24 protein-coding genes and 1 pseudogene are annotated in these 21,817 nt (G+C 71.3%); 12 read left to right on the plus strand and 13 right to left on the minus strand.

Translation table 11 applies throughout. From position 1 onward, the window contains the following. The 9 genes and pseudogenes from A5655_RS06430 to A5655_RS06470 all read left to right on the plus strand — a co-directional run. Positions 1–757, plus strand: a 757-nt coding sequence (locus tag A5655_RS06430; RefSeq protein WP_255361991.1) for a penicillin-binding transpeptidase domain-containing protein, incomplete at its 5' end; no start/stop codon positions are given. A 44-nt stretch (positions 758–801) separates the two neighbouring features. After that, on the plus strand, positions 802–1,386 hold the full coding sequence (locus A5655_RS06435; RefSeq protein ID WP_067006980.1) for a DUF1707 domain-containing protein: 585 nt from the start codon (positions 802–804) through the stop codon (positions 1,384–1,386). Between the two features lie 39 nt (positions 1,387–1,425). Beyond that, complete coding sequence (map, locus tag A5655_RS06440) at positions 1,426–2,283, plus strand: type I methionyl aminopeptidase (protein ID WP_067006982.1); 858 nt, start codon at positions 1,426–1,428, stop codon at positions 2,281–2,283. 14 nt (positions 2,284–2,297) lie between these two features. Beyond that, positions 2,298–3,794 (plus strand): cobyric acid synthase, encoded by a 1,497-nt coding sequence (locus tag A5655_RS06445; protein ID WP_067006985.1) that lies wholly within the window; start codon positions 2,298–2,300, stop codon positions 3,792–3,794. A 59-nt stretch (positions 3,795–3,853) separates the two neighbouring features. Next, entirely contained in the window at positions 3,854–4,405 is a 552-nt protein-coding gene (locus A5655_RS06450; protein WP_067006987.1) for an alpha/beta hydrolase, read from the plus strand. Positions 4,406–4,416: 11 nt separating this feature from the next. Then, positions 4,417–5,769: a glutamine synthetase family protein gene (locus A5655_RS06455; protein ID WP_067006990.1), complete on the plus strand. Its 1,353-nt coding sequence runs from the start codon at positions 4,417–4,419 to the stop codon at positions 5,767–5,769. 31 nt (positions 5,770–5,800) lie between these two features. Continuing rightward, the gene (locus A5655_RS06460; protein WP_067006993.1) at positions 5,801–6,541 is read left to right on the plus strand and encodes a gamma-glutamyl-gamma-aminobutyrate hydrolase family protein; all 741 of its coding nucleotides are present in this window, start codon (positions 5,801–5,803) and stop codon (positions 6,539–6,541) included. Then, complete coding sequence (locus tag A5655_RS06465) at positions 6,538–7,905, plus strand: aldehyde dehydrogenase (protein WP_067006996.1); 1,368 nt, start codon at positions 6,538–6,540, stop codon at positions 7,903–7,905. The genes A5655_RS06460 and A5655_RS06465 overlap by 4 nt, the downstream gene beginning before the upstream one ends. Beyond that, positions 7,905–8,671 (plus strand): annotated as a pseudogene (locus tag A5655_RS06470) (3-oxoacyl-ACP reductase). Before A5655_RS06465 ends, A5655_RS06470 begins: the two are co-directional and overlap by 1 nt. Here A5655_RS06470 and A5655_RS06475 read toward each other — a convergent pair. Then, positions 8,658–9,608 (minus strand): GlxA family transcriptional regulator, encoded by a 951-nt coding sequence (locus tag A5655_RS06475; protein ID WP_067006999.1) that lies wholly within the window; start codon positions 9,606–9,608, stop codon positions 8,658–8,660. The pseudogene A5655_RS06470 and the gene A5655_RS06475 overlap by 14 nt on opposite strands. A 73-nt stretch (positions 9,609–9,681) precedes the next feature. Between A5655_RS06475 and A5655_RS06480 the strand changes: the two genes are divergently transcribed. Together A5655_RS06480 and A5655_RS06485 are read left to right on the plus strand one after the other, a co-directional pair. Then, positions 9,682–10,338, plus strand: a complete 657-nt coding sequence (locus A5655_RS06480; RefSeq protein WP_067007002.1) for a DJ-1/PfpI family protein — start codon at positions 9,682–9,684, stop codon at positions 10,336–10,338. Continuing rightward, positions 10,339–10,644, plus strand: coding sequence for a hypothetical protein (locus tag A5655_RS06485; RefSeq protein WP_067007005.1), 306 nt, complete (start codon positions 10,339–10,341; stop codon positions 10,642–10,644). A 7-nt stretch (positions 10,645–10,651) separates the two neighbouring features. Here the strand turns inward: A5655_RS06485 and A5655_RS06490 are convergent, their stop codons facing one another. After that, positions 10,652–11,521 (minus strand): PPE domain-containing protein, encoded by an 870-nt coding sequence (locus tag A5655_RS06490; RefSeq protein WP_231999086.1) that lies wholly within the window; start codon positions 11,519–11,521, stop codon positions 10,652–10,654. A gap of 398 nt (positions 11,522–11,919) precedes the next feature. Between A5655_RS06490 and A5655_RS28200 the strand changes: the two genes are divergently transcribed. After that, a complete protein-coding gene (locus A5655_RS28200) occupies positions 11,920–12,114 on the plus strand; it encodes a hypothetical protein (RefSeq protein ID WP_197508616.1) in 195 nt (64 codons plus the stop codon). A 9-nt stretch (positions 12,115–12,123) separates the two neighbouring features. On the opposite strand, the gene A5655_RS06500 is transcribed toward A5655_RS28200, so the two are convergent. The 11 genes from A5655_RS06500 to A5655_RS06550 are packed head-to-tail and all read right to left on the minus strand — an operon-like array spanning position 12,124 to position 21,732. Beyond that, positions 12,124–13,236 carry an alkaline phosphatase family protein gene (locus A5655_RS06500; protein ID WP_067007011.1) on the minus strand — a complete coding sequence of 371 codons (1,113 nt, stop codon included), beginning with the start codon at positions 13,234–13,236 and terminating at the stop codon, positions 12,124–12,126. A gap of 29 nt (positions 13,237–13,265) precedes the next feature. Beyond that, positions 13,266–13,910: a hypothetical protein gene (locus A5655_RS06505; RefSeq protein WP_067007014.1), complete on the minus strand. Its 645-nt coding sequence runs from the start codon at positions 13,908–13,910 to the stop codon at positions 13,266–13,268. A 49-nt stretch (positions 13,911–13,959) separates the two neighbouring features. Then, positions 13,960–14,703 carry a DUF6390 family protein gene (locus A5655_RS06510; protein WP_304441653.1) on the minus strand — a complete coding sequence of 248 codons (744 nt, stop codon included), beginning with the start codon at positions 14,701–14,703 and terminating at the stop codon, positions 13,960–13,962. Continuing rightward, on the minus strand, positions 14,700–15,830 hold the full coding sequence (hypD, locus tag A5655_RS06515) for a hydrogenase formation protein HypD (RefSeq protein ID WP_067007022.1): 1,131 nt from the start codon (positions 15,828–15,830) through the stop codon (positions 14,700–14,702). The genes A5655_RS06510 and hypD overlap by 4 nt, the downstream gene beginning before the upstream one ends. 13 nt (positions 15,831–15,843) lie before the next feature. Further along, a complete protein-coding gene (locus A5655_RS06520) occupies positions 15,844–16,116 on the minus strand; it encodes a HypC/HybG/HupF family hydrogenase formation chaperone (RefSeq protein WP_067007025.1) in 273 nt (90 codons plus the stop codon). 24 nt (positions 16,117–16,140) lie between these two features. Continuing rightward, complete coding sequence (gene hypE, locus A5655_RS06525; RefSeq protein ID WP_082978520.1) at positions 16,141–17,253, minus strand: hydrogenase expression/formation protein HypE; 1,113 nt, start codon at positions 17,251–17,253, stop codon at positions 16,141–16,143. Further along, positions 17,250–17,921: an SIS domain-containing protein gene (locus A5655_RS06530; RefSeq protein WP_067007027.1), complete on the minus strand. Its 672-nt coding sequence runs from the start codon at positions 17,919–17,921 to the stop codon at positions 17,250–17,252. The genes hypE and A5655_RS06530 overlap by 4 nt, the downstream gene beginning before the upstream one ends. Further along, entirely contained in the window at positions 17,918–18,631 is a 714-nt protein-coding gene (locus tag A5655_RS06535; protein WP_067007030.1) for a HypC/HybG/HupF family hydrogenase formation chaperone, read from the minus strand. Before A5655_RS06535 ends, A5655_RS06530 begins: the two co-directional genes overlap by 4 nt. Continuing rightward, positions 18,628–20,967 (minus strand): carbamoyltransferase HypF, encoded by a 2,340-nt coding sequence (hypF, locus tag A5655_RS06540; protein ID WP_067007033.1) that lies wholly within the window; start codon positions 20,965–20,967, stop codon positions 18,628–18,630. Before hypF ends, A5655_RS06535 begins: the two co-directional genes overlap by 4 nt. Before the next feature lies 1 nt (position 20,968). After that, positions 20,969–21,235, minus strand: coding sequence for a HypC/HybG/HupF family hydrogenase formation chaperone (locus A5655_RS06545; protein WP_067007037.1), 267 nt, complete (start codon positions 21,233–21,235; stop codon positions 20,969–20,971). Continuing rightward, positions 21,235–21,732 carry a hydrogenase maturation protease gene (locus tag A5655_RS06550; protein ID WP_067007041.1) on the minus strand — a complete coding sequence of 166 codons (498 nt, stop codon included), beginning with the start codon at positions 21,730–21,732 and terminating at the stop codon, positions 21,235–21,237. Before A5655_RS06550 ends, A5655_RS06545 begins: the two co-directional genes overlap by 1 nt. Positions 21,733–21,817: the final 85 nt, after the last annotated feature.

Genomic DNA, 21,817 nt, shown 5'->3' on the forward strand with positions numbered 1-21,817 from the left:
GGCCACCAACGGCCTGTTCCCGCCCGGGTCGACGTTCAAGATGATCACCGCCGGCGCCGCCATCGACCGCGACATGGCCACGCCCAACTCGATGCTGGGCTGCCCGGGCCACATCGACATCGGGCATCGCACCATCCCCAACTACGGCGGCTTCGACCTGGGCGTGGTGCCCATGTCGCGCGCGTTCGCCAGTTCGTGCAACACCACGTTCGCCGAGCTGAGCAGCCGGCTGCCGCCCCGCGGCCTGACCCAAACGGCCACCCGCTACGGCATCGGGCTCGACTACTCCGTTGACGGCCTCACCACCGTGACCGGGTCGGTGCCGCCGACGGTGGACCTGGCCGAGCGCACCGAGGACGGCTTCGGCCAGGGCAAGGTGCTGGCGAGCCCGTTCGGCATGGCGCTGGTGGCGGCGACGGTCGCGGCCGGCAAGACCCCGGTGCCGCAGCTGATCGCCGGCCGCCCGACGACGGTCGAGGGCGACGACACCCCGATCAGCCCGAAGATGGTCGACGCGCTGCGGCCGATGATGCGGCTGGTGGTGACCAACGGGACCGCCAAGGAGATCAACGGCTGCGGCGAGATCTACGGGAAGACCGGTGAGGCCGAGTTCCCGGGCGGATCGCACTCCTGGTTCGCCGGCTACCGCGGCGACCTGGCCTTCGCCGCGCTGATCGTCGGGGGTGGCAGCTCGGAGTGGGCGGTCCGGATGACGAAATTCATGTTCGAGTCCATGCCGCCGGGCTACCTGGCCTGAACTGCCCGGTCCCTGGGGGCCCGCAACAGCGGTAAATTGCGAACATGACCGACACCGGCGGGGACATGCTGGCGGTACGGGTCTCCGACGCCGACCGGAACGGCACTATGCGGCGGCTGCACAACGCCGTCGCGCTCGGCCTGATCGACATCGACGAGTTCGAGCAGCGCTCGACCCAGGTGTCCTACGCGCGCACCCGAAGCGAACTGGACGGGCTGGTCGGTGACCTGCCGGGGCCCGGCGCGTTCGTCTCGTCCGCCGCCGACCGGGTGGAGCTGCGCGGCTGGGCCGGCTCGCTGAAGCGCCATGGCGAGTGGACGGTGCCCACCCGGCTGGCGCTGGTGCGCCGGCTCGGCTCGGTGCACCTCGACCTCACCAGGGCCCGATTCGCGGGGCCGGTGGTGATCATCGAGCTCGACATGCGGTTCGGCTCGGTGGAGGTCCGGTTGCCCGACGGCGCCAGCGCGTCGATCGACGACGTCGAGGTCTACGTGGGCAGCGCCAGCGACCGTCGCAAGGACGCGCCGGGCGAGGGCACGCCGCACGTCGTGTTGACGGGCCGGGTGGTGTGCGGGTCGCTGATCATCCGCGGCCCGCGGCGCTCGCTGTTGCGCCGCCGATCCGGTTGACCGCTCGCCCCGCGCTCACACTCAATTAAGCTGGTCCGCATGCCAGCTCGCACCGCGCTTTCCCCGGGGGTGATATCGCCGACTCTGCCGGTGCCCGGGCGCATCCCCCGTCCCGAGTACGTCGGCAAGCCGACCGCCCAGGAGGGCAGCGAGCCCTGGGTGCAGACGCCCGAGGTGATCGAGAAGATGCGCGTCGCCGGCCGGATCGCGGCGGGCGCCTTGGCGGAGGCGGGCAAGGCGGTCGCCCCCGGCGTGACGACGGACGAACTCGACCGGATCGCCCACGAGTACATGATCGACAACGGCGCCTACCCCTCGACGCTGGGCTACAAGGGCTTCCCGAAGTCGTGCTGCACGTCGCTCAACGAGGTCATCTGCCACGGCATCCCCGACTCGACGGTGATCGAGGACGGCGACATCGTCAACATCGACGTCACCGCCTACATCGACGGGGTGCACGGCGACACCAACGCGACGTTTCTGGCCGGCGACGTCTCCGAGGAGCACCGGCTGCTCGTGGAGCGAACGCACGAGGCCACCATGCGCGCGATCAACGCCGTCAAACCGGGCCGCGCGCTCTCGGTCGTCGGCCGCGTCATCGAGTCGTACGCAAACCGGTTCGGGTACAACGTCGTTCGTGACTTCACCGGCCACGGCATCGGCACCACCTTCCACAACGGGCTGGTCGTGCTGCACTACGAGCAGCCCTCCGTGGCGACCGTCATCCAGCCGGGCATGACGTTCACCATCGAGCCGATGATCAACCTCGGCGCGCTGCCCTACGAGATCTGGGACGACGGCTGGACCGTGGTGACCAAGGACCGCAAGTGGACCGCCCAGTTCGAGCACACGCTGCTGGTCACCGACACCGGCGCCGAGATCCTCACCTCGGTGTAACAAGCCGTGACCGGATGAGCGGGGCTCTGCTGGTCGCGGGCACCAGCTCCGACGCCGGTAAATCGGTGGTGGTGGCGGGCCTGTGCCGGCTGTTGGCCCGCAAGGGGATCCGGGTGGCGCCGTTCAAGGCCCAGAACATGTCCAACAACTCGGTGGTCACCGTCGATGGCGGCGAGATCGGTCGCGCCCAGGCGATTCAGGCGCACGCGGCGGGGCTGGAGCCCAGCGTGCGGTTCAACCCGATCCTGCTCAAGCCGGGCGGCGATCGGACGTCGCAGCTGGTGATCCGGGGTCAGGTCGCCGAGTCGGTCAGCGCGGCCGGCTATTTCACGCATCGCAACCGGCTGGCCGGTATCGTCGCGGACGAATTGTCTTCGCTGCGAGACGAATTCGACGCGGTGATCTGCGAGGGCGCCGGCTCGCCGGCCGAGATCAACCTGCGGGCCACCGATCTGGCCAACATGGGACTGGCCCGGGCGGCGAACCTGCCCGTGCTCCTGGTCGGCGACATCGATCGCGGCGGCCTGTTGGCGCATCTGTTCGGGACGGTCGCGGTGCTCGAGCCCGACGACCAGGCGTTGATCGCCGGCTTCGTCGTCAACAAGTTCCGCGGCGACCCCGCCCTGCTGGAACCCGGGCTGCGACAGCTGCAGGCCCTGACCGGGCGCCCGACCTACGGGGTGCTGCCGTACGCCGAGGAGCTCTGGCTGGACGCCGAGGACTCGCTGTCGGTGGTCGCGCGCCGCGTCGTCGGCACGCCCGCTCCGCCGCGCGGCGACGAGTGGCTGCGGGTTTCCGCGATCCGGCTGCCGCGGATCTCCAACTCCACCGATGTCGAGGCCCTGGCCTGCGAGCCCGGCGTGCTGGTGCGCTGGATCACCGATCCCGCCGACCTGGCCGACACCGACGTGATCGTGGTTCCGGGCAGCAAGGCGACCGTCGCCGACCTGTCGTGGCTGCGGGAGCGCGGCCTGGCCGGCGCGATCGTCGACCACGCCCGGGCCGGCAAGCCGGTGCTGGGCATCTGCGGCGGGTTCCAGATGCTGTGCCGGCGCATCGAGGACACCGTCGAATCCGGCGCGGGGGAGGTCGCCGGCCTGGGCCTGCTGGACGCCGACATCGCCTTCGGCGAGGCCAAGGTGCTGCGGCGCTGGCAGCGGCCGCTCTCCGGATACGAAATCCACCACGGGCGGGTCTCCCGCTGCGGCGAGGAGGCCTGGTTCGCGCAGGACTCCGAACCCCAGGGGGTGGTGCGCGGCGCCGTCTTCGGCACCCACTGGCACGGCCTGCTCGACAACGACGACTTCCGCCGGGGGTGGCTCGCCCGGGTCGCCGACGCGGCCGGCCGCGGCGGGTTCGTCGTCGCCGACACCGACGTCGCCGCGCGCCGCGATGCCCAACTCGACGCGATCGCCGACCTGCTGGCCGCCCATCTCGACGTCGACGCGGTCCTCGGGCTGCTCGACGGGCCGCCGCCGCGACCGCTGATCGCCAGCGCGTTACGCCAGTAGGAGAGGAGGAAACCTCGCGCACGCTGGCCTTTAGCAGGTAACGTGCGTGGGTGCACTCGATGATGACCACGCTCGACGGATTTCCCGTTCCGGTGTCCGTGGCCGGACCGGAGAAGGGCGTCGTCGTCGTCATCCTCGGAGACCAGCAGCGCGCGCCGGTCGCCTACGACGCGGTGTGCGAGCGCCTGCACACCGCCTCGCTGCGGACCGTGGTCATCGGCCTTGATCCGCGGCTGACCGCGAAATCGGTGGTCGGCATCCTCGACTCGCTGGGCATCCGCTGGGCCGTGGTCTTCGGCGACCGCGCCGGCGGCGAGCTGGCCTGGGAACTCGCCGCCACCCGGTTGGGCCGATTCGTCGGCCTGGTCGTGATCGACCGCGGGCATCCCCGGGTGGCCGACCCCAAGGGCGTGGTGCTCGACGAGCATTGCCCGCCGGTCGAAATCGGCACCACCGTGCTGGTCAGCTCCGCGGCCGCCAAAGCGGTGGCCACCGCGAGCCAGCGGTACGTCTACGCCGAATACCGCGTGGTCGAGATGGGCCGGCGCAACGTGCAGGAGTCGACGGCGCAGCTGGCCGCCGAGATCGTCTTGCGCACCAGCACGTGGTAGCGCCTCCCGCCATGCTCACGCCGGCCGCGCTGGACGAGCTGATCCGAAGCGGCGCCGTGGACACCGTCATCGTGGCGTTCGCCGACATGCAGGGCCGGCTGGTCGGCAAACGCGTGTCGGCCCGGCTGTTCGCCGAGGAAGTGGCCGCGCACGGCGCCGAGTGTTGCAGCTATCTGCTCGCCGTCGACGTCGACATGAACACCGTGTCCGGCTACGCGATGTCGAGCTGGGAAACCGGCTACGGCGACATGGTGATGACCCCGGACCTGGCCACGCTGCGCCGGGTGCCGTGGCTGCCCGGCACCGCCCTGGTGATCGCCGACCTCGGCTGGGCCGGCGGCGGCGAGGTCGCCGTCGCGCCTCGGGCGATCCTGCGCCGCCAGCTTCGCCGGCTGGGTGAGCGCGGGCTGGCCGCCGACATCGCCACCGAGCTGGAGTTCATCGTGTTCGACGAGCCGTACCGCCAGGCGTGGGCGGGCGGCTATCGCGGGCTGACGCCGGCCAGCGACTACAACATCGACTACGCGATGCTGGCGTCGTCGCGAATGGAGCCGCTGCTGCGCGACATCCGGCTCGGCATAGAGGGCGCGGGCCTGCGGTTCGAGGCCGTCAAGGGCGAATGCAACCGCGGCCAGCAGGAAATCGGGTTCCGCTACGACGAGGCTCTGGTCACCTGCGACAACCACACCATCTACAAGAACGGCGCCAAGGAGATCGCCGACCAGCACGGCAAGAGCCTGACGTTCATGGCGAAATACGATGAGGCCGAAGGAAACAGCTGCCACATCCACCTGTCGCTGCGCGACCAGGACGGGAAAGCGGTGTTCGGCGACGACAGCCGCCCGCACGGCATGTCGGCGACGTTTTGCGGTTTCCTCGCCGGCCTGTTGGCCACGCTGCGCGAACTGACGCTGTTCTACGCGCCAAACATCAACTCCTACAAGCGATTCGCCGACGGCAGCTTCGCGCCCACCGCGATCGCGTGGGGCCTGGACAACCGCACCTGCGCCCTGCGCGTGGTCGGCCACGGGCGCAACCTGCGGGTCGAATGCCGGGTGCCCGGCGGCGACGTCAACCCCTACCTCGCCGCGGCGGCGCTGATCGCCGGGGGCCTGTACGGTATCGAACGGGGCCTCGAGCCGCCCGCGCCCTACGCCGGGAACGCCTACGAGGCAACCGACGTCGAGCGACTGCCCGCCACGCTGGCCGAGGCGGCGGAGCTCTTCGAAGGCTCGGCGCTCGCGCGCGAGGCCTTCGGCGACGACGTCGTCGCGCACTACCTGAACAACGCCCGCGTGGAGGTGGCGGCGTTCAACGCGGCGGTCACCGACTGGGAGAGGATGCGAGGGTTTGAACGGCTCTGAGTCCGTTGGTGGCGACCCGCCGCGCCCGGCTATGCCGCGCTTGCGATCGCCACTGAAGCCCGTGATCGGCCTGACCAGTTATCTGGAGCAGGTGCGGACCGGGGTCTGGGACATCGCCGCCGGTTACCTGCCGGCCGACTACTTCGAGGGCGTCGTGATGGCCGGCGGAATCGCCGTGCTGCTGCCGCCGCAGCCGGTGGACGCCGAGGTCGCCGACCGCCTGCTGGACAGCCTGGATGCCCTGGTGATCACCGGGGGCTACGACCTCGACCCCGCAAGCTACGGCCAGGACCCGCACCCGGCCACCGACTCGCCCCGCACCGACCGCGACGCCTGGGAATTCGCGCTGCTGCGCGGCGCGCTGGACCGCGGGCTGCCGGTGCTGGGCATCTGCCGCGGCGCGCAGCTGCTCAACGTCGCGTTCGGCGGCACCCTGCACCAGCACCTGCCCGAGGTCCTCGGCCACAACGGCCACCGGGCCGGCAACGGGGTGTTCGCCCGGTTGCCGGTGCGCACCGTCGCCGGCACGCGCCTGGCCGCGTTGATCGGCGAGGGCGCCGACGCGCCCTGCTACCACCACCAGGCCATCGACAAGGTCGGCGACGGGCTGGTGGTCAGCGCGACGGACGCCGACGGCGTGGTCGAGGCCGTCGAGGTGCCCGGCGCGAGTTTCGTGCTTGCGGTGCAATGGCATCCGGAGAAGTCGCTCGACGACCTGCGGCTGTTCAGGGCGGTGGTCGAAGCCGCGCGGTCGCACGCGGTCACCCGATGACCCAAACGCAACTGGTCAACCCGGCCACCGAGGAAGCGCTGGCGTCCGTCGAGTTGCTCGACGCCCCCGCGGTCGACGACGCCGTGCAGCGCGCCCGGGCGGCCCAGCGGCGCTGGGCGCGGTTGGCGCCGGCGGACCGCGCGGCGGCCCTGCGCGCGTTCGCCGCCGTCGTCGACGCCCACGTCGACGAGCTGGCCGCCCTCGAGGTGGCCAACTCGGGGCACCCGATCGCATCGGCCGAATGGGAGGCCGGACACGTCCGCGACGTGCTGAACTTCTACTCGGGAAGCCCGGAACGCCTGTCCGGCAAGCAGATTCCCGTCGCCGGTGGGCTCGACGTCACCTTCAACGAACCGCTGGGCGTGGTCGGCGTGATCACGCCGTGGAACTTCCCGATGCCGATCGCGTCGTGGAGCATCGCCCCCGCGCTGGCCGCCGGCAACGCCGTGCTGGTGAAGCCCGCCGAGTGGACGCCGCTGACCACGATGCGGCTGGGCGAGCTGGCCGTCGAGGCGGGGCTCGACCCGGACCTCCTGCAGGTGCTGCCCGGCAAGGGCGACGTGGTGGGGGAGCGGCTCGTCACCCACGCGGGGGTGCGCAAGCTGGTGTTCACCGGCTCCACCGAGGTCGGCAAGACGGTGATGGCCGGCGCGGCGTCGTACGTCAAGCGGGTGACGCTGGAACTGGGCGGCAAGAGCGCCAACATCGTCTTCGCCGACTGCGACCTGGAGCGCGCCGCGGCGACCGCGCCCGCCGGGGTGTTCGACAACGCCGGGCAGGACTGCTGCGCGCGCAGCCGGATCCTGGTGCAGCGCAGCGTTTATGACCGGTTCATGGAATTGCTGGAGCCCGCGGTGAAGGCCGTCGCCGTCGGCGACCCCGCCTCCCGGGACACCGAGATGGGTCCCCTGGTGTCCCGCGCGCACCGCGACAAGGTCGCCTCCTACGTGCCCGACGACGCCCCCGTCGCCTTCCGCGGCGCGGCGCCGGTCGGCCCCGGATTCTGGTTTCCGCCAACGGTTCTCACCCCGCAGCGCACCGACCGCACCGCCACCGAGGAGATCTTCGGCCCGGTCGTCACCGTGCTGGCCTTCGACGACGAGCCCGACGCCGTCGCGCTCGCCAACGACACCGCCTACGGGCTGTCCGGATCCATCTGGACCGACGACCTGTCCCGCGCCCTGCGGGTGTCGCGGGCGGTCGAGTCCGGCAACCTGTCGGTGAACTCGCACTCGTCGGTCCGGTACAACACGCCGTTCGGCGGTTTCAAGCAGTCCGGGCTGGGCCGCGAACTGGGCCCGGACGCGCCGCTGCAATTCACCGAGACCAAGAACGTGTTCGTCGCCGTCAAGGAGGGCTCGTAATGGACCTGTCGCAGCGACTGGCGGGCCGGGTGGCGGTGATCACCGGCGGTGCCGGCGGCATCGGGCTGGCCGCGGCGCGGGCGCGGAAGGCGCCAGCATCGTCGTGGGCGACGTCGACCGCGACGCCGGCGCGGCCGCCGCCGAGGAGCTGTCGGGTTTGTTTGTGCCGACCGATGTTTCGGACGAGGAGGCGGTCAACGCGCTGTTCGACGCCGCGGCCGAGACCTACGGCTGGGTCGACATCGCGTTCAACAACGCCGGCATCTCGCCGCCCGAGGACGACCTGATCGAGAACACCGAGCTTCCGGCGTGGCAGCGAGTCCAGGACGTCAACCTCAAATCGGTGTACCTGTGTTGCCGGGCGGCGCTGCGGCACATGGTGCCCGCGCAGAAGGGGTCGATCATCAACACGGCGTCGTTCGTCGCGGTGCTGGGGTCGGCCACGTCGCAGATCTCCTACACCGCGTCCAAGGGCGGGGTGCTGGCCATGTCGCGGGAGTTGGGGGTGCAGTTCGCGCGGCAGGGCATCCGCGTCAACGCGCTGTGCCCGGGGCCGGTCAACACCCCGCTACTGGCCGAGCTTTTCGCCAAGGACCCCGAGCGGGCGGCGCGCCGGTTGGTGCACGTGCCGCTGGGCCGATTCGCCGAGCCGGACGAAATCGCCGCCGCGGTGGCGTTTTTGGCCAGCGACGACGCGTCGTTCATCACGGCGTCGACGTTCCTGGTCGACGGCGGCATCAGCTCCGCCTACGTCACCCCGCTGTAGCCCGATCGCGAAACGTGTTGCGGTAGCCCTGCGGTGATACCCCGGCGATCCGCTTGAACTGCTCGCGGAAGCTGGACGCCGATGCGAACCCGACCCGGCGGGCGATCTGTTCGACGCCATCGGGCGTGCGTTCCAACAGCTCCTGCGCGTGACGGACCCGCACTCCGGTGATCCATTGCATGGGCGTCTGGCCGGTCTCGGCCTGGAAGCGACGGTTGAGGGTCCGGATGCTGCTGGACGCCTTCGCCGCGAGGTCGGCGAGACTCAGGTCGTCGCGTGCGTGTTCCTCGATCCAGGCCAGCAGCGGACCGAGTTCGGTGTTCACCGGCCGCCGGTTGCGCACGATGAACTGCGCCTGCCCGCCGGCGCGATGCAACGGCGCCACCGCCAGCCGCGCGGCGTCGGCGGCGACCGCCGAGCCGTAGTCCCGCGCGACCATGTGCAGGCACAGGTCCAGGCCCGCCGACCCCCCGGCGGAGGTCAGGATCCGGCCCTCGTCGACGTAGAGCACGTCGGCGTCGAGCCGGACGCCGGGAAAAGCGGCGCGAAACTCATCGGCGGCCAGCCAATGCGTGGTCGCCCGCTTGCCGTCGAGGATCCCGGCCGCGGCCAGCGTGAAGGCCCCCGTGCAGATCGATGCGATCCGAATGCCCTTGGAGTAGGCGTCTTTCAGCGCCGCGATGACCCCGTCGGGGACCGGCGCCGTGACGTCACCGCGGCCCGGCACGACGATGCTGTCCGCCCCCGCGAGGGCATCGATGCCGTACTCGGTGGCGATCCGCACCGGGCCCGCCGTCACGACCGGTTCGGTGCCGCACACCCGCACGTCGTATCCGGGTCGGCCGTCGGGCAGGAACGTCCGGCCGAACACCTCGACGGGCGTTGCGAGGTCGAACGCGATGCTGTCCGGCAGTGCCACGATGACGACGCGATGCATGTTGGCAAAATACCGTCGCAATGTGGCGCTCTGGCCACTGGTCCGTGGGTTCGGGGTCGGCGAGTCTGGTGGCGTGCATGCGCAGATCGTGTTGTACGACGGCTTCGACCCGCTCGACGTCATCGCCCCGTTCGAGGTGCTCGCCGCCGGAAGCGACGCCGCCGGTGGTGATCTCGCGGTCGAGCTGGTTTCGGCCGAGGGGGCGCGCGACGTTGTCAGCGGCACCCGGGGCCTGAGCCTCGCGGCGGGCGGGCGCCTGGATCCGGCCAAGCCGGGGTATGTGCTGGTTCCCGGCGCCAGCGGGCCGATCGCGGGAGACCCCGACGACGGGGTGGCCACCATCCCGGTGCTGCTCGCCCGCGCGTCGCAGAGCGCGCTGACACCGTTGTTGCGCGAGGCCCTCGACAATCCCGCGGTCACCGTGGCGACCGTGTGCGGCGGCTCGATGGTGTTGGCCATGGCCGGGCTGATCGAGGGCCGGCACGCGGTCACCCACCACCTCGGCGTGGACCTCCTCGAAGCGACCGGGGTGCGCGCGGTGCGGGCCCGGGTGGTCGACGACGGCGATCTGATCAGCGGCGGCGGCGTCACGTCCGGCCTCGACCTGGCGCTGTACCTGGTGGAGCGGTCCTACGGGCCGCGGATCGCGCACGCCGTCGAGGAACTGTTCGAGTACGAACGCCGCGGCACGGTGTGGAAGCCGGCCGGGCGCGAACCGATGGAGTTGTGAATGAGCGTGTTCGGCGATTGGGACGTGACGATCAAAACCCCGATCGGCTCCCTGGCGGTCTCCTACACCTTCCGGCAGACCGTCGACGGCGCGGCCGGCACGGCCACCTACAAGGGTGAAACCGTTGCGCTGCAGGACATCTCGATCGACGGCGACCGGGCGACCTGGCGACAATCGGTCACGAAACCGATGCGGCTGCACCTGGCATTCGATGTGCACGTCGACGGCGACACGCTATCCGGCCATTCGCGGGCCGGCCGGCTGCCGCGGTCGGCCGTGACCGGCACGCGCCGAACGCGCCCGTGACCATGCCCTACGCGACGGTCCCGCGGTAGACGCGGACGGGCGCCGTCGCGGTCGCCCAGGCCGGCGGCACCGACAGCGTTCCGATCGACGCGCCATGCCCAAGCCGGGGGGTGACCGCCGCGCGGCCGGCGGGTTTGGCGAACAGCCACCGCAACGCCGCCGCCTTGTTGAGCGCGTTCAGGCGCCCGATCGCGGCGCCCGACGGCGCGCACAGGGAACTCAGCCTGGACAGCGACGGGGTTACCGGCGACAGGCACGACTCGAGCGAGGCCAGCGGCGACGCCGAAAACGCCCGCAGCGCTTGGGGAATGGCCGACATCACCCGGTTGCCGGCCGACACGACGTCCGGCGCCGAGTGCAGGGCCCAGGGACCCGCGGCCGCGCCCGGGTAACCCGGCGGCGAGGTGAACGGCGCCAGCGTCGCCGCGTCGGCCGCGGCGCCCGCGTAGGCGTACATGGCGTGGGCGTCCCGGGCCCACATGCGCTCGTACTCGGCGTCGGCCTCCGCGATCGCCGGGCCCGCCTGCCCCAGGTGGTTCCCTCGGGCCAGCGACCTGCTCCGGGCGCGATTGGCGGTGATCGCCGGCGGCGGAACCATCGCCGTCAGCGCCGCGAGGTGGGCGCTCGCCGCCGCCTCGGCCTGGGTGGCCGCCTGCTCCGCGCGCGCCGCGGCGGCCTTGAGCCAATCCACGTAGGGCGCCGCGCCTTGCGTCGCCGGCGCCCGCGCCGCGGCCGCTTGCAGCCCCGCGGCCAGCCGCTCCCACGCCGTGGCGGCCGCCGCCATCGAACCCGCCCCGGGGCCCGAATGCATCAGCCCCGAGTTGATTTCCGGCGGAAGCGCCGCGAAATCCATTACCACCTCCGCACGCGAAAGCATCGAATCTTCCTTGAGATACGCCCAGGGGTTACAGCCAGCGCTCACGTGCCCCGACGGTAGAGCCGCATGCTTGGCCGACGACGGGAGCGACCTGTGAAAACGCTCGAAGTCGGACTTGAAACGAACATTGAAAACACGCGCTTTCATTCCGGTGGGGTTGCGACGTAAGGTTGACATAACCAGCGGTGCAGTCGGGGGCGGCGCGGACCTGTCAGCGAGATATCACAGGGGGACGAGAGAAGTTGTACGCTGCCACCTGCCGCCACTGCGGCAGGGAAATCGTCCAGCACCCTTCGGGGGTGTGGATTCCCCGCGATGGCTCGTCGAGAAGCGATCCCAATGGTGTTCACTGCCTGCGGTCGGCCGGCGGGCGCTGCCCCAGAATGTTGCACGAACCCATGCCCGCCGAGTTGGCGGGGGCGCCCCGGTGGCTGGTCCCGGACAGGTCCCAAATTCGAACCGAGGGTGCGGACACCGGCTCCGCCCGCCGGCGCGTCCGCACCCCGCTGCTGCGGGAGATTGTCCCGATGGGTCTGTGGCGCGCCCTCGTTCGGCTCAGGGACCTGACCCGGTTTCGGATGGCCTGGTGGTAGACGGGCGGTTCAGAAAACGATCAGCGGGATCGCCATCTCGGCCGGGGTGGCCCCGCCGTGAAAGCCGATGAGGCGGGCGGTTTCCGGGGGCTCGTGGGCGGTCGCCAGCACCGCGGTGTCGCCGGTGCAGACGACGACGACGTCGCCGATGCGCGCCAGGTGCGCCGGGTCGACCGGCCCGAACATGCCGGAGGCCACCGCCTGCTCGCGGTCGTAGACGCGTGCCCGGCCGTCGAGCGCCTCGGCCCAGGCGGCCCGCACGTCGGCGGCGGCGCCCGGTTCGGTGTGCAGGTAGCGCACCCGCGGCTCCCCGGCGACCACCCGCACCCCCTGGCCCAGCCGCGGGTCGGCGTCGAGGTCGACGCGGGCGTCCGGCGGGACGTTGAGGCCGCCGTGGTCGGCGGTCACCAGCAGCGCCGCGTTCGGGGGCAGGGCGTCGACCAGCCGGGCCAGCAGCGCGTCGACGCGAACCGCCGCCTCGTGCCACTGCGCGGAGCCGATGCCGAACAGGTGGGCCGCGGTGTCCAGGTCGGCGATGTAGCCGTAGACCAGGCCCGGCGCCGCGCGCAGCTCCTCGGCCAGCAGCTGCGCGTAGTCGTCGGTCGGCTGAGTCGGGCGAAAGCGCGCGCCGCGATAGGCCGCGTCGGTCAGCCCGCTGCCGATGAACGGCGCCGGCAGCACGGCGCGCGCCGCGATGCCCGCCCGTTCGAGCCGGCCGAACCAGCTCGGCAGCGGCTGCCATTCGGCGTGGGGCGGCTCGTCGCGCCACACGATGTGGGTGAGCACCCGGTCGGTGCCGGGCACGTTGAGCGTGAAACCGAGGATGCCGTGCTGGCCGGGCCAGGCGCCGGTGCCCAGGGACACCAGGCTGCTCGGCGTCGTCGACGGAAACGTGCAGGTGAGTTCGGTCAGGCTGCCGGTGTCACCGGCCAGCACGGCGGCCAGCAGCGGCGCGTCCCCGGCCAACTCGGGTAGCAGGTGCCAGCCCATCCCGTCCACCAGCACGACCGCGACGCGGTCTTTCGCCCCGACCGATTCCGCGAGGCCCAGGCGGTCGACGGCATCCGGGGCGCCGAGCAGGGCGGCCGCGGCGGGCAGCACGTCGCGGATCGAACCGGGCATCGGGTCAGTCTGGCACGAGCCGGACGTTCTCAGTTGGCCCGGCGCACGTTCTCGGCAACTACCGTGGAACCGTCCCAACGGAGGTCGGCCTTCATCTCCACCGTCCCGCAACACATTGCCTCATTCGGACCGGTGGTCATCCACGTCACATGCACGACACGGTCCGAGATGGACAGATCTGTCACGGCTTCCCTGCCGCCGTGGGTGAGGTCGCCGAGGTCGATTCCACCCAGCCGCCTGGGCCCGGTTTTTGAGAGCTGCGGGCCCGCGGTATAGAGCTGCACGGTCTCCGGCCACCCGACCCCACCGGCATTGCAGTGGATGACCACGGCGGCGTCGCCTCCGCGCCCGGTCAGGTCGCCGAACGCGACCTTGTAGGCGCCGGTGGTGTAGTTCAACGCGATCCCGACGTCTCCGGGATGCCCTCCTTGTGGCGGCAATTCACCGCCTCTCAGTTGGCCCGGATCGTGCTCGCACAGCGCCGGGACGGGCGCGCGCTGCAAGTATTCGAAGGTGACCGCGCCCTTGCCGGGCACAGACGATGTGGTCGTCGGACTGGTCTTGGGCATCACCGTTGCGGGCGCTGTTGTGTGCGCGCACGCTGCCAAAACGGTCGCCGCGGCGATCAGCGCGAGCTTGGCGAGGGCCCGCTGACGGTAGGAGTTCGTAGTCATGAGCAAAGCGTCCGGGGGGCGCCTTGCCTAATCCTTGCGCGATTCTTGCCTAACGGTGAGCCAGCCGCCGACTGGTCACCCGCAGCTGACGATCGGTGCTGTCGGCGAGCGCGCGAAGCTGCTCCGGTGAGAGCCGGCCGCACAGCCGGCCCCAGTGCACCGCGACCTCGTCGCCGACGGCGACGTCGGGCAGGGCGCTGTATCCGTCGGCCCAGACGTCGAGCGGGCGGACCGCAGGCGCGGACAGCGTGAGGGCCCGGCCGTCCCAGAGCAGCTTCCGACACGACACTTCGACGTCGTCGCCGTCGCGGGAAACGACTGTGCCCCAAGTGATTCGGCAGTTGTCCAGGACGCTGAGCGGGTGCTCGTCCATGCTTCCGCCTTTTAGGCCCAAGAACCGGGTCCACGGGTACACGCCGAACACGTGGAAGCAGTGATTGGCGGCGGCCTCGTGGGCCAGCTCGGGGGTGAGGTGTGACCAGTACCGACCGGCCTGTGGGCCGATGATCGCGAGCAGCGCGTCGAAGAACGCGTGCGGGTCCAGGCCGGCGCCGAGACCTCCGCCGAGCCAATAGGATTCGACGAGCCGGTAATCCAGCGGGTCGGCGATGCCGGTCAGCTCGGAGAGCACCCGCAGGTACGGCCACGCCCCGGAGAACCCCGTCGCCGCGCGCCGGACCTCGTCGACGGAACCGTCGCGCAGGGTGGCGCCCAGCGGGGGGCCGCAGTAGCCCAGGGCGTTGGGGGCGTACGCGTACCGGGCGAACATCTCGGCTCCCCGGACGTCGGTCAAGTGCGCCCCACGAGCTTCACGGCGTCGCGGTGCATGCGCCCGAAGTTGTAGTAGGCGGCGCACGCCCCCTCTGGGGAGACCATGCACGTGCCGATCGGCGTCTCCGGTGTGCACGCGGTGCCGAAAACCTTGCACTCCCAAGGCTTGAGCACGCCCTTGAGGACCTCGCCGCACTGGCAGGCCTTGGGGTCGGCGACGCGGACCCCGGGCATCGCGAAGCGCAGCTCGGCGTCGAATTCCGCGAAGTCGTCGTGCAGCCGCAGCGCGCTTTGCGAGATGAACCCCAGCCCGCGCCATTCGAAGTGCGGGCGCAGCGCGAACACCTTGCCCATCAGCGCCAGCGCGGCGGGGTTGCCGCGCTCGGGCACCACGCGCTTGTACTGGTTTTCCACCTCGCAGCGGCCCTCGCGGATCTGGGTCAGCAGCATCGCGACCGCCGCCAGGATGTCCAGCGGCTCGAAACCGGCCACCACCAACGGCTTTCCGTAGACCTCGGGCACGAACCGGTAGGGCCGGTTGCCCACCACCGTCGACACGTGACCGGGGCCGATGAACCCCGACAGCCGCAGGTCGGGCGATTCCAGGATGGCCTTGATCGGCGGCACGATCGTGACGTGGTTGCAGAAGACGCTGAAGTTGGCCAGGCCCATGTCCCGGGCGCGCACCAGCGTCACCGCGGTCGAGGGCGCGGTGGTCTCGAAGCCGATGGCGAAGAACACCACCTGCTTGTCGGGGTTGTCGACGGCGATCTTCAGCGCGTCCAGCGGGGAGTAGACGAACCGCACGTCGGCGCCCCGCGCCTTGGCGTCCAGCAGGCTGCCGCCCGACCCCGGGACCCGCATCATGTCGCCGAAGCAGGTGAAGATCACGTCGAGCTGGCCGGCCAGCCACATCGCGTCGTCGATGCGGCCCATCGGGATCACGCAGACCGGGCAGCCCGGCCCGTGCACCAGCTCCACGTTGTCGGGCAGCAGGTGTTCGATGCCGTGCCGGTAGATGGTGTGCGTGTGCCCGCCGCACACCTCCATGAACTTGAACTGATCGCCGTCGGTCCCGGCCAGGCGTTCGATGGCGCCGAGCAGCTTGCGGGCCGCGGCCGGATCGCGGAATTCGTCAACGAATTTCATTGTGCGCCTTCCCTTAAATGATGGCCGACGAGTCGAAGGCTTCCATCTCGGTGGCATAGGCCTCGCCGAGTTTCTGGATCGCGGCCAGGGTGAGCAGCGCCTCGCTCTCGTCGATCTTGGCCATGGCGAACCCGACGTGGACCAGGACCCAGTCGTCGGGTTCGGGCATGTCGTCCTCCAGCAGGCGCACGCTGATCGTGCGCTGCACGCCGCTGACGTCCACCTTGGCCAGATAGTTTGCCGGGTCGGTGATTTCGACGATCCGGCCCGGAATCCCAAGACACATACCAGCGTCTCCTTTCAGCAGAGCTCAGCAGATTCGAGGCAGCGGGTCCCCGACGAGCATGTCGACGATCCGCGTTCCGCCGAACCCGGTGCGCAGCACCACGGTTTCGGCGGGTTCGGCCACGATCTCGCCGACCTCGGCCGCGTCGGCGCCCAGGGGATGGGACCGCAACGCGGCCAGCCCGGCGCCGGCCTCCGCCGGTGCGACGACCGCTACGAACTTGCCCTCGTTGGCGACGTAGAGGGGGTCGATGCCGAGCAGCTCGCACGCGCCATTGACCATGGGCCGCACCGGAAGTCGCTCCTCTTCCAGCAGCACCCCGAGGCCGCACGCCTGGGCGAGTTCGTTGCACACGGTGCCGACCCCGCCGCGAGTCGCGTCGCGCATCCACCGGGTGGACGGGGCGGCCGCCAGCAGCAGCTCCACCAACGGGCTGACCGAAGCGGTGTCCGAGGCGATGTCGGCCTCGATCGCCAGGTCGCCGCGGGCCAGCATGACGGCCATGCCGTGATCGCCCATCGACCCCGACAGCAGCACCTTGTCGCCGGTGCGCACCGACGCCGCCGACAGCGCCCGCCCCTCCGGGATGACGCCGGCCCCGGCGGTGGTGACGAACAGCCCGTCCGCCGCGCCCTTGGGCACCACCTTGGTGTCACCCGTGACGATCTGCACGCCCGCGGCCGCGGCCGCGGCCGCCATGTCGGCGACGATCTCCTTCAGCTCGGCGATTCCGAAGCCTTCCTCGATCACGAACGCCGCCGAGATCCACGACGGCACCGCGCCCGCCATCGCCAGGTCGTTGCAGGTGCCGTGGACGGCGAGCTCGCCGATCGACCCGCCGGGAAAGCGCCTGGGCTGCACCACGAACGAGTCCGTCGACATCGCCAGGCGCTCGCCGCCGGGCAGCGTCAGGACCGCGCCGTCGCCGAGGGACTCCAGCAGCGGGTTGCGGAAGGCCTCCATGAACACCGCGTCCACCAGAGCCGCCGAGGCCTTGCCGCCCGCCCCGTGGGCCAGCGTCACGTGGTCGTCGAGCAACCGGGGGCGGCGCCTGCGGAACGACTCGATCCGCTCGATCACCTCGCCCTCGCCGAAGCGGGGCCCCGACGAAAGGTATTCGCCCGCCGGCTTGTTCATGCCGCCCCCAGACCCCGGTCGCCGCCGAGATGGTGATGCACGCTCAGCCACAGCTGGTAGCCCAGCAGCGCCTGCGATTCCTGTATCCGGTGCACGCTCTGCGACCGAACGGCGAAGCAGGCGTCCACGTTCGGGTTGTCGGCGAAGGCGCCGCCGTCGTAACCGGCGAAACCGACTGTGTAGAGCCCACGCTGGCGGCCCTCGGCCAGCGCCGCGAGCAGGTTGGGCGACCCGCCGCTCGTCGACATCGCGATCGCGATGTCGCCCGCCTTCGCCCGCGCGATCAACTGGCGGGCGAACACCAGCTCGAACCCGACGTCGTTGCCCAGCGCGGTCAGCACGGCCTGGTCGGCGGTCAGCGGCCACGCGGGCAGCGGCCGGCCGATCGGGGGCCGGGCGAACAGCCGGGCCAGCGTCGTGGAATCGGTGCAGCTGCCGCCGTTTCCAAAGGTGAACAGCCGCCCGCCCGCCGCGAAGCGGCGCGCCATCTCGGCCGCGGCCGCCTCCACCAGGTCGGCGTTGGCCTCCAGGGTGGAGCGCCGCAGCGCCAGGCTCTCGGCGGCCTTCGCCTGCGCCGACGCGGCCAGGTCGGCCAGCAGCGACTTCGCGTCATCCTCCTGCGCGTCGATGAACGGGTACAGGAAGTTGGTGGGCTCGTCTTGGCTCATCGGCAGTCCTCCAGCCGGCTGATCGCCGTCCCCGCGTGCACCAGCACCAACTCGCCCGCCGCGACCGGGTCGACGAGCGTGGTGATCACGTCCTCGACGCCACGCGCGGTGCGCACGGTGGCCTGCCCGTGCTCGGACGCGCTCACCACCTCGCCCAGGCGTCCCTCGTCGCCGCACGTCACGCAAACGTCCTCGGAGCACTCGTCTTTCAGCAGCCCCGGGTGCTCGAAACACACGTGGGTCAGCTCCCACAGCAGGTGATAGAACAGCACGAAGCCGCCGGTCGCGGGCACCCGCGGGTCGGGGTCGTCGAGCCACAGCACGTGATCGGCCATTCCGGCCGCGGGGCGTTCGCCGCTGCCGATCCAGATCGTGGTCGCGCCCCACGCGGGACTGCGCCGCATCACCGAGCGCACCTGCGCGTCGTCGGCTCCGGAGACCGCGACCACGATGTCGCCGGGCCGCACCGACACCCGGACCAGGTCCACCAGCTCGGGTCCGGTCAGCGCCACCGCGGGCAGCGCGCGCTTGCCCACGATCACCGGATGCACGAACTCGACCGCGATGTGCAGCGCGTGCGGTTCCCACGACGGCGCGATGGACCACATGGTCGCCCCCGCGGCGAACCGCTTGGCCAGTGTGAATGCGGTGGCGGCCAGGTCCTCGGCCAGTTCGGCGCTCAGGCCGCGGTCGATCGCGGTGGTGGTCATCGGTCAGCCTCTTCCAATCCCGTCAGCATCGAGATCGCGGCCTGACCCAGCGCCAGCCCGCCGTCGTTCGGCGGGACGGTGTGATGGGTCAGCACCTCGAACCCGTTGCGCTGCAATCGCGTGCGGCAGGCGCGCAGCAGCAGCACGTTCTGAAAAACCCCGCCGGTGAGCCCCACCAGCCGGACCTCGCCCGCCACGAGACCGACCACCTTGGCGACGGCGTCGGCGAGCGCCTCGTGGAAGGCGGCGGCCAGCAGCGCGGGCCGGGTGCCGGCGTAGCGGGCCGCCACCATCGTCTGCACCATGGTCGTCGGGTCGATCACCCCGTCGGCCCGCACGATCAGCGGCAGCGACGGCCCCCGATCGTCCACGGCGGACTCCGCGAGCGCCTCGAGTTCGATGGCGGCCTGGCCCTCGTAGTCGATGCGGTGCCGCACCCCGAGCAGCGAGGCGACGGCGTCGAACAGCCGGCCGACGCTCGAACACGGCACACACCCGGCGCCGCTCTCCAATTGCGAACGGGTAAGCCGCAATTCGTCCGCGGTAGCGGCGGCGACCGGCGCCAGGTCCGGGGTCCAGTCGATGCCGGCCATCCACAATTGGGACAGCGCCATCCGCCACGGGTTGCGCACCGCGGCGTCACCGCCCGGCAGGGGCACCGGCAGCAGGTGGCCGACGCGAACGAACCGGTGGCTGTCGGCGCCGAGGGCGAGAATCTCACCGCCCCAGATGGTTTGGTCGCAGCCGTAGCCGGTCCCGTCGAACGAGACCCCGATGACGGGCTGCCCGATGCGGCCGTGCTCGGCCAGCAGCGAGACGACGTGCGCGTGGTGGTGCTGGGCGAGATCCAGCGGGCGCCCGCCGCACCGGCGCTCCGCCCAGCCCCGGGTGTGGTATCCGGGATGCAGGTCGGCGGCCAGCCGCGCCGGCTCGCCGCGCATCCCGGTGAGCTGACCGGCCGCGCGCTCGAAGGCCCGCAGCGTTTCCCAGGTGGCCATGTCGCCGATGTGACCGGACAGGTAGGCGCGCGAGCCGTGGGTGAGGCAGAAGGTGTTCTTCAGCTCCCCGCCCACGGCGAGCACGGCCGGGCCCGCGCGTCCGAGCTCGACCGGCAGCGGCGCGTAACCGCGGGACCGGCGGATCGGCAATTCCCGACCGTCGACTACGCGCACCACCGAGTCGTCGCACGGCACGTGGATCGGCCGGTCGTGGTCGAGGACCGCGTCGCACAGCGCCGAAAGCCGTTCGGCGGCATCCTCGTCGGTGAAGCAGATGGGCTCGTCGGAGCGGTTGGCGCTGGTCAGCACCAGCGCGTCGGGCACCCGTTCGACGCCGCCGGGTGCCGGCGCCAGCAGCAGGTGGTGGATCGGGGAGTAGGGCAGCATCAGCCCGAGCAGCGGGCTGCCCGGCGCGACGGCGTCGGCGACGGGAGCTCCGTCGCGGCGGCGCAGCAGCACGATCGGGCGAGCGGGGCTCGACAGCACCGCGGCCTCGTCGGCGTCGACGTGCGCGCAGCGCCGGGCGACGTCGAGGTCGCGCACCAGCATGGCGAACGGCTTGGCGCCCCGCGCCTTTCGGGTCCGGAGGGCGCCGACCGCCGACTCGTCGTCGACGACGCAGGCCAGGTGGTACCCGCCGATCCCCTTGACGGCGACGACGGCGCCGGCCGCCAGCGCGCGCTGGGCGGCCGCCAGCGCGGCGTCCGACCCGGTCACCTCACCGGCCGGTGACGAAAACCGCAGCGACGGGCCGCAATCGGGGCAGGCGATCGGCTGCGCGTGGAACCGGCGGTCCGCCGGATCGTGGTATTCGGCGGCGCACCGCTCGCACATGGCGAAGCCCGCCATCGTGGTCGCCGGGCGGTCGTAGGGCAACTCGCGGATGATGGTGAACCGCGGGCCGCAGTTGGTGCACGTGACGAAGGGATGCCGGTACCGCCGGTCGCGCGGGTCGAACAACTCGCGCACGCAGTCGTCGCACATCGCGATGTCCGGGGGGATGGGCGTCGCCTCGCCGGCGATCGTCCGGCTCTCGACGATCCGGAACGCGGGATCGGCGGCGCCCTCGGCGGCCAGGTCGGTGACGGTCACGCTGCCGATCCGCGCCAGCGGCGGGGCCTCGGCGCGCAGCCGGCGCCCGAATTCGTCGACGCGCGCGCGGTCGCCCTGCACCTCGAGGAACACCGCGCCGGAATCGTTGCCGACGAATCCGGCCAGGCCGAGCTCGCTGGCGATGCGGTGGACGAAAGGACGAAAGCCGACCCCCTGGACGACACCGGTCACGGTGAAGCGCTGCCGGACGTCTTCGCTCCGCAGCATCAGGGGGGACTCGGTCATCTCAACCGCCCTCCGGGCTGACCGTCGGGTCGGCGCGGCCCCTGCCCATCAGCTCGAGGCCGGCCATCGCCTCCTCCGCGCCGGCGCGGTCGGTCTTCTCCACGGCGAAGCCCATATGGATGATTATCCAGTCGCCGGGCGCGAAGGTCTCCTCCGGCAGCATGCCGACGTTGACGCGGCGCTCCTCGCCGGCGACGTCGACCAGTGTGAGCTGTCCCTCGTAGCCGTCCAGCATCCGGATCACTTGACCCGGGATCCCCAGGCACATCAGCGGTCCTCCCGCGTCGCGGTCTGCAGCGCCGCGACGATTTCCTGGACGGCCCGCGCGGCGCGGGGAACGGCCTTGGCCACGGGCTCGGTCAGGCCGATGCCCTCCTCGACACTGCCCGCCTCGCATCCCACGACGACCGTGTACGGCGGGCTGCCGCCCAGGGCCCGCAGGCTGGCGAACACCGCCGCCGGATCCATGCTGTGGGCATCCAAACCCGTTGCGGCCGAAGGTTCTTCGCAGTCGGCCTGGAACACGTGCAACGTGCCGGGGCTGCCGCGGCTGGGCACGGCGTCGACGAGGACCAGCGAGTCCCACTCTTCGAGCAGGTCGTAGGCCAGGTGCATGCCGCGGATGCCGTAGTCGGTGACCCGGACGCAGGAATTGCCGCCCGCGCCGTCCCGCGGGATCTCGGCGTTGCGGACCACTTCCGAGCCGAATCCGTCATCCCCCATGAAGATGTTGCCGATCCCGGCCACCAGGATGCGCGTCGTCATCGGTCCCCCCGGTCGGCTACATCCGCCTCAGCTTCAGGTAGCGGCGGGCGTCGGGCAGCGATATCAGTCCGAGCATGACTGCGAC

Origin of the sequence: Mycobacterium sp. 1081908.1 (assembly GCF_001673535.1) — a bacterium.
GTDB lineage: Bacteria > Actinomycetota > Actinomycetes > Mycobacteriales > Mycobacteriaceae > Mycobacterium.

What these genes read in the sequence shown, in the direction of transcription:
- A5655_RS06505 (WP_067007014.1), bottom strand. Translation starts at nt 13,910, where the DNA reads ATGACTACGAACTCCTACCGTCAGCGGGCCCTCGCCAAGCTCGCGCTG.
- A5655_RS28200 (WP_197508616.1), top strand. Translation starts at nt 11,920, where the DNA reads ATGCCCGCCGAGTTGGCGGGGGCGCCCCGGTGGCTGGTCCCGGACAGG.
- A5655_RS06520 (WP_067007025.1), bottom strand. Translation starts at nt 16,116, where the DNA reads ATGTGTCTTGGGATTCCGGGCCGGATCGTCGAAATCACCGACCCGGCA.
- A5655_RS06545 (WP_067007037.1), bottom strand. Translation starts at nt 21,235, where the DNA reads ATGTGCCTGGGGATCCCGGGTCAAGTGATCCGGATGCTGGACGGCTAC.
- A5655_RS06460 (WP_067006993.1), top strand. Translation starts at nt 5,801, where the DNA reads ATGCCGCGCTTGCGATCGCCACTGAAGCCCGTGATCGGCCTGACCAGT.
- A5655_RS06435 (WP_067006980.1), top strand. Translation starts at nt 802, where the DNA reads ATGACCGACACCGGCGGGGACATGCTGGCGGTACGGGTCTCCGACGCC.
- A5655_RS06450 (WP_067006987.1), top strand. Translation starts at nt 3,854, where the DNA reads ATGATGACCACGCTCGACGGATTTCCCGTTCCGGTGTCCGTGGCCGGA.
- A5655_RS06535 (WP_067007030.1), bottom strand. Translation starts at nt 18,631, where the DNA reads ATGACCACCACCGCGATCGACCGCGGCCTGAGCGCCGAACTGGCCGAG.
- hypD (WP_067007022.1), bottom strand. Translation starts at nt 15,830, where the DNA reads ATGAAATTCGTTGACGAATTCCGCGATCCGGCCGCGGCCCGCAAGCTG.
- A5655_RS06465 (WP_067006996.1), top strand. Translation starts at nt 6,538, where the DNA reads ATGACCCAAACGCAACTGGTCAACCCGGCCACCGAGGAAGCGCTGGCG.
- A5655_RS06475 (WP_067006999.1), bottom strand. Translation starts at nt 9,608, where the DNA reads ATGCATCGCGTCGTCATCGTGGCACTGCCGGACAGCATCGCGTTCGAC.
- A5655_RS06485 (WP_067007005.1), top strand. Translation starts at nt 10,339, where the DNA reads ATGAGCGTGTTCGGCGATTGGGACGTGACGATCAAAACCCCGATCGGC.
- A5655_RS06550 (WP_067007041.1), bottom strand. Translation starts at nt 21,732, where the DNA reads ATGACGACGCGCATCCTGGTGGCCGGGATCGGCAACATCTTCATGGGG.
- A5655_RS06530 (WP_067007027.1), bottom strand. Translation starts at nt 17,921, where the DNA reads ATGAGCCAAGACGAGCCCACCAACTTCCTGTACCCGTTCATCGACGCG.
- A5655_RS06490 (WP_231999086.1), bottom strand. Translation starts at nt 11,521, where the DNA reads ATGCTTTCGCGTGCGGAGGTGGTAATGGATTTCGCGGCGCTTCCGCCG.
- A5655_RS06500 (WP_067007011.1), bottom strand. Translation starts at nt 13,236, where the DNA reads ATGCCCGGTTCGATCCGCGACGTGCTGCCCGCCGCGGCCGCCCTGCTC.
- map (WP_067006982.1), top strand. Translation starts at nt 1,426, where the DNA reads ATGCCAGCTCGCACCGCGCTTTCCCCGGGGGTGATATCGCCGACTCTG.
- hypF (WP_067007033.1), bottom strand. Translation starts at nt 20,967, where the DNA reads ATGACCGAGTCCCCCCTGATGCTGCGGAGCGAAGACGTCCGGCAGCGC.
- A5655_RS06445 (WP_067006985.1), top strand. Translation starts at nt 2,298, where the DNA reads ATGAGCGGGGCTCTGCTGGTCGCGGGCACCAGCTCCGACGCCGGTAAA.
- hypE (WP_082978520.1), bottom strand. Translation starts at nt 17,253, where the DNA reads ATGAACAAGCCGGCGGGCGAATACCTTTCGTCGGGGCCCCGCTTCGGC.
- A5655_RS06455 (WP_067006990.1), top strand. Translation starts at nt 4,417, where the DNA reads ATGCTCACGCCGGCCGCGCTGGACGAGCTGATCCGAAGCGGCGCCGTG.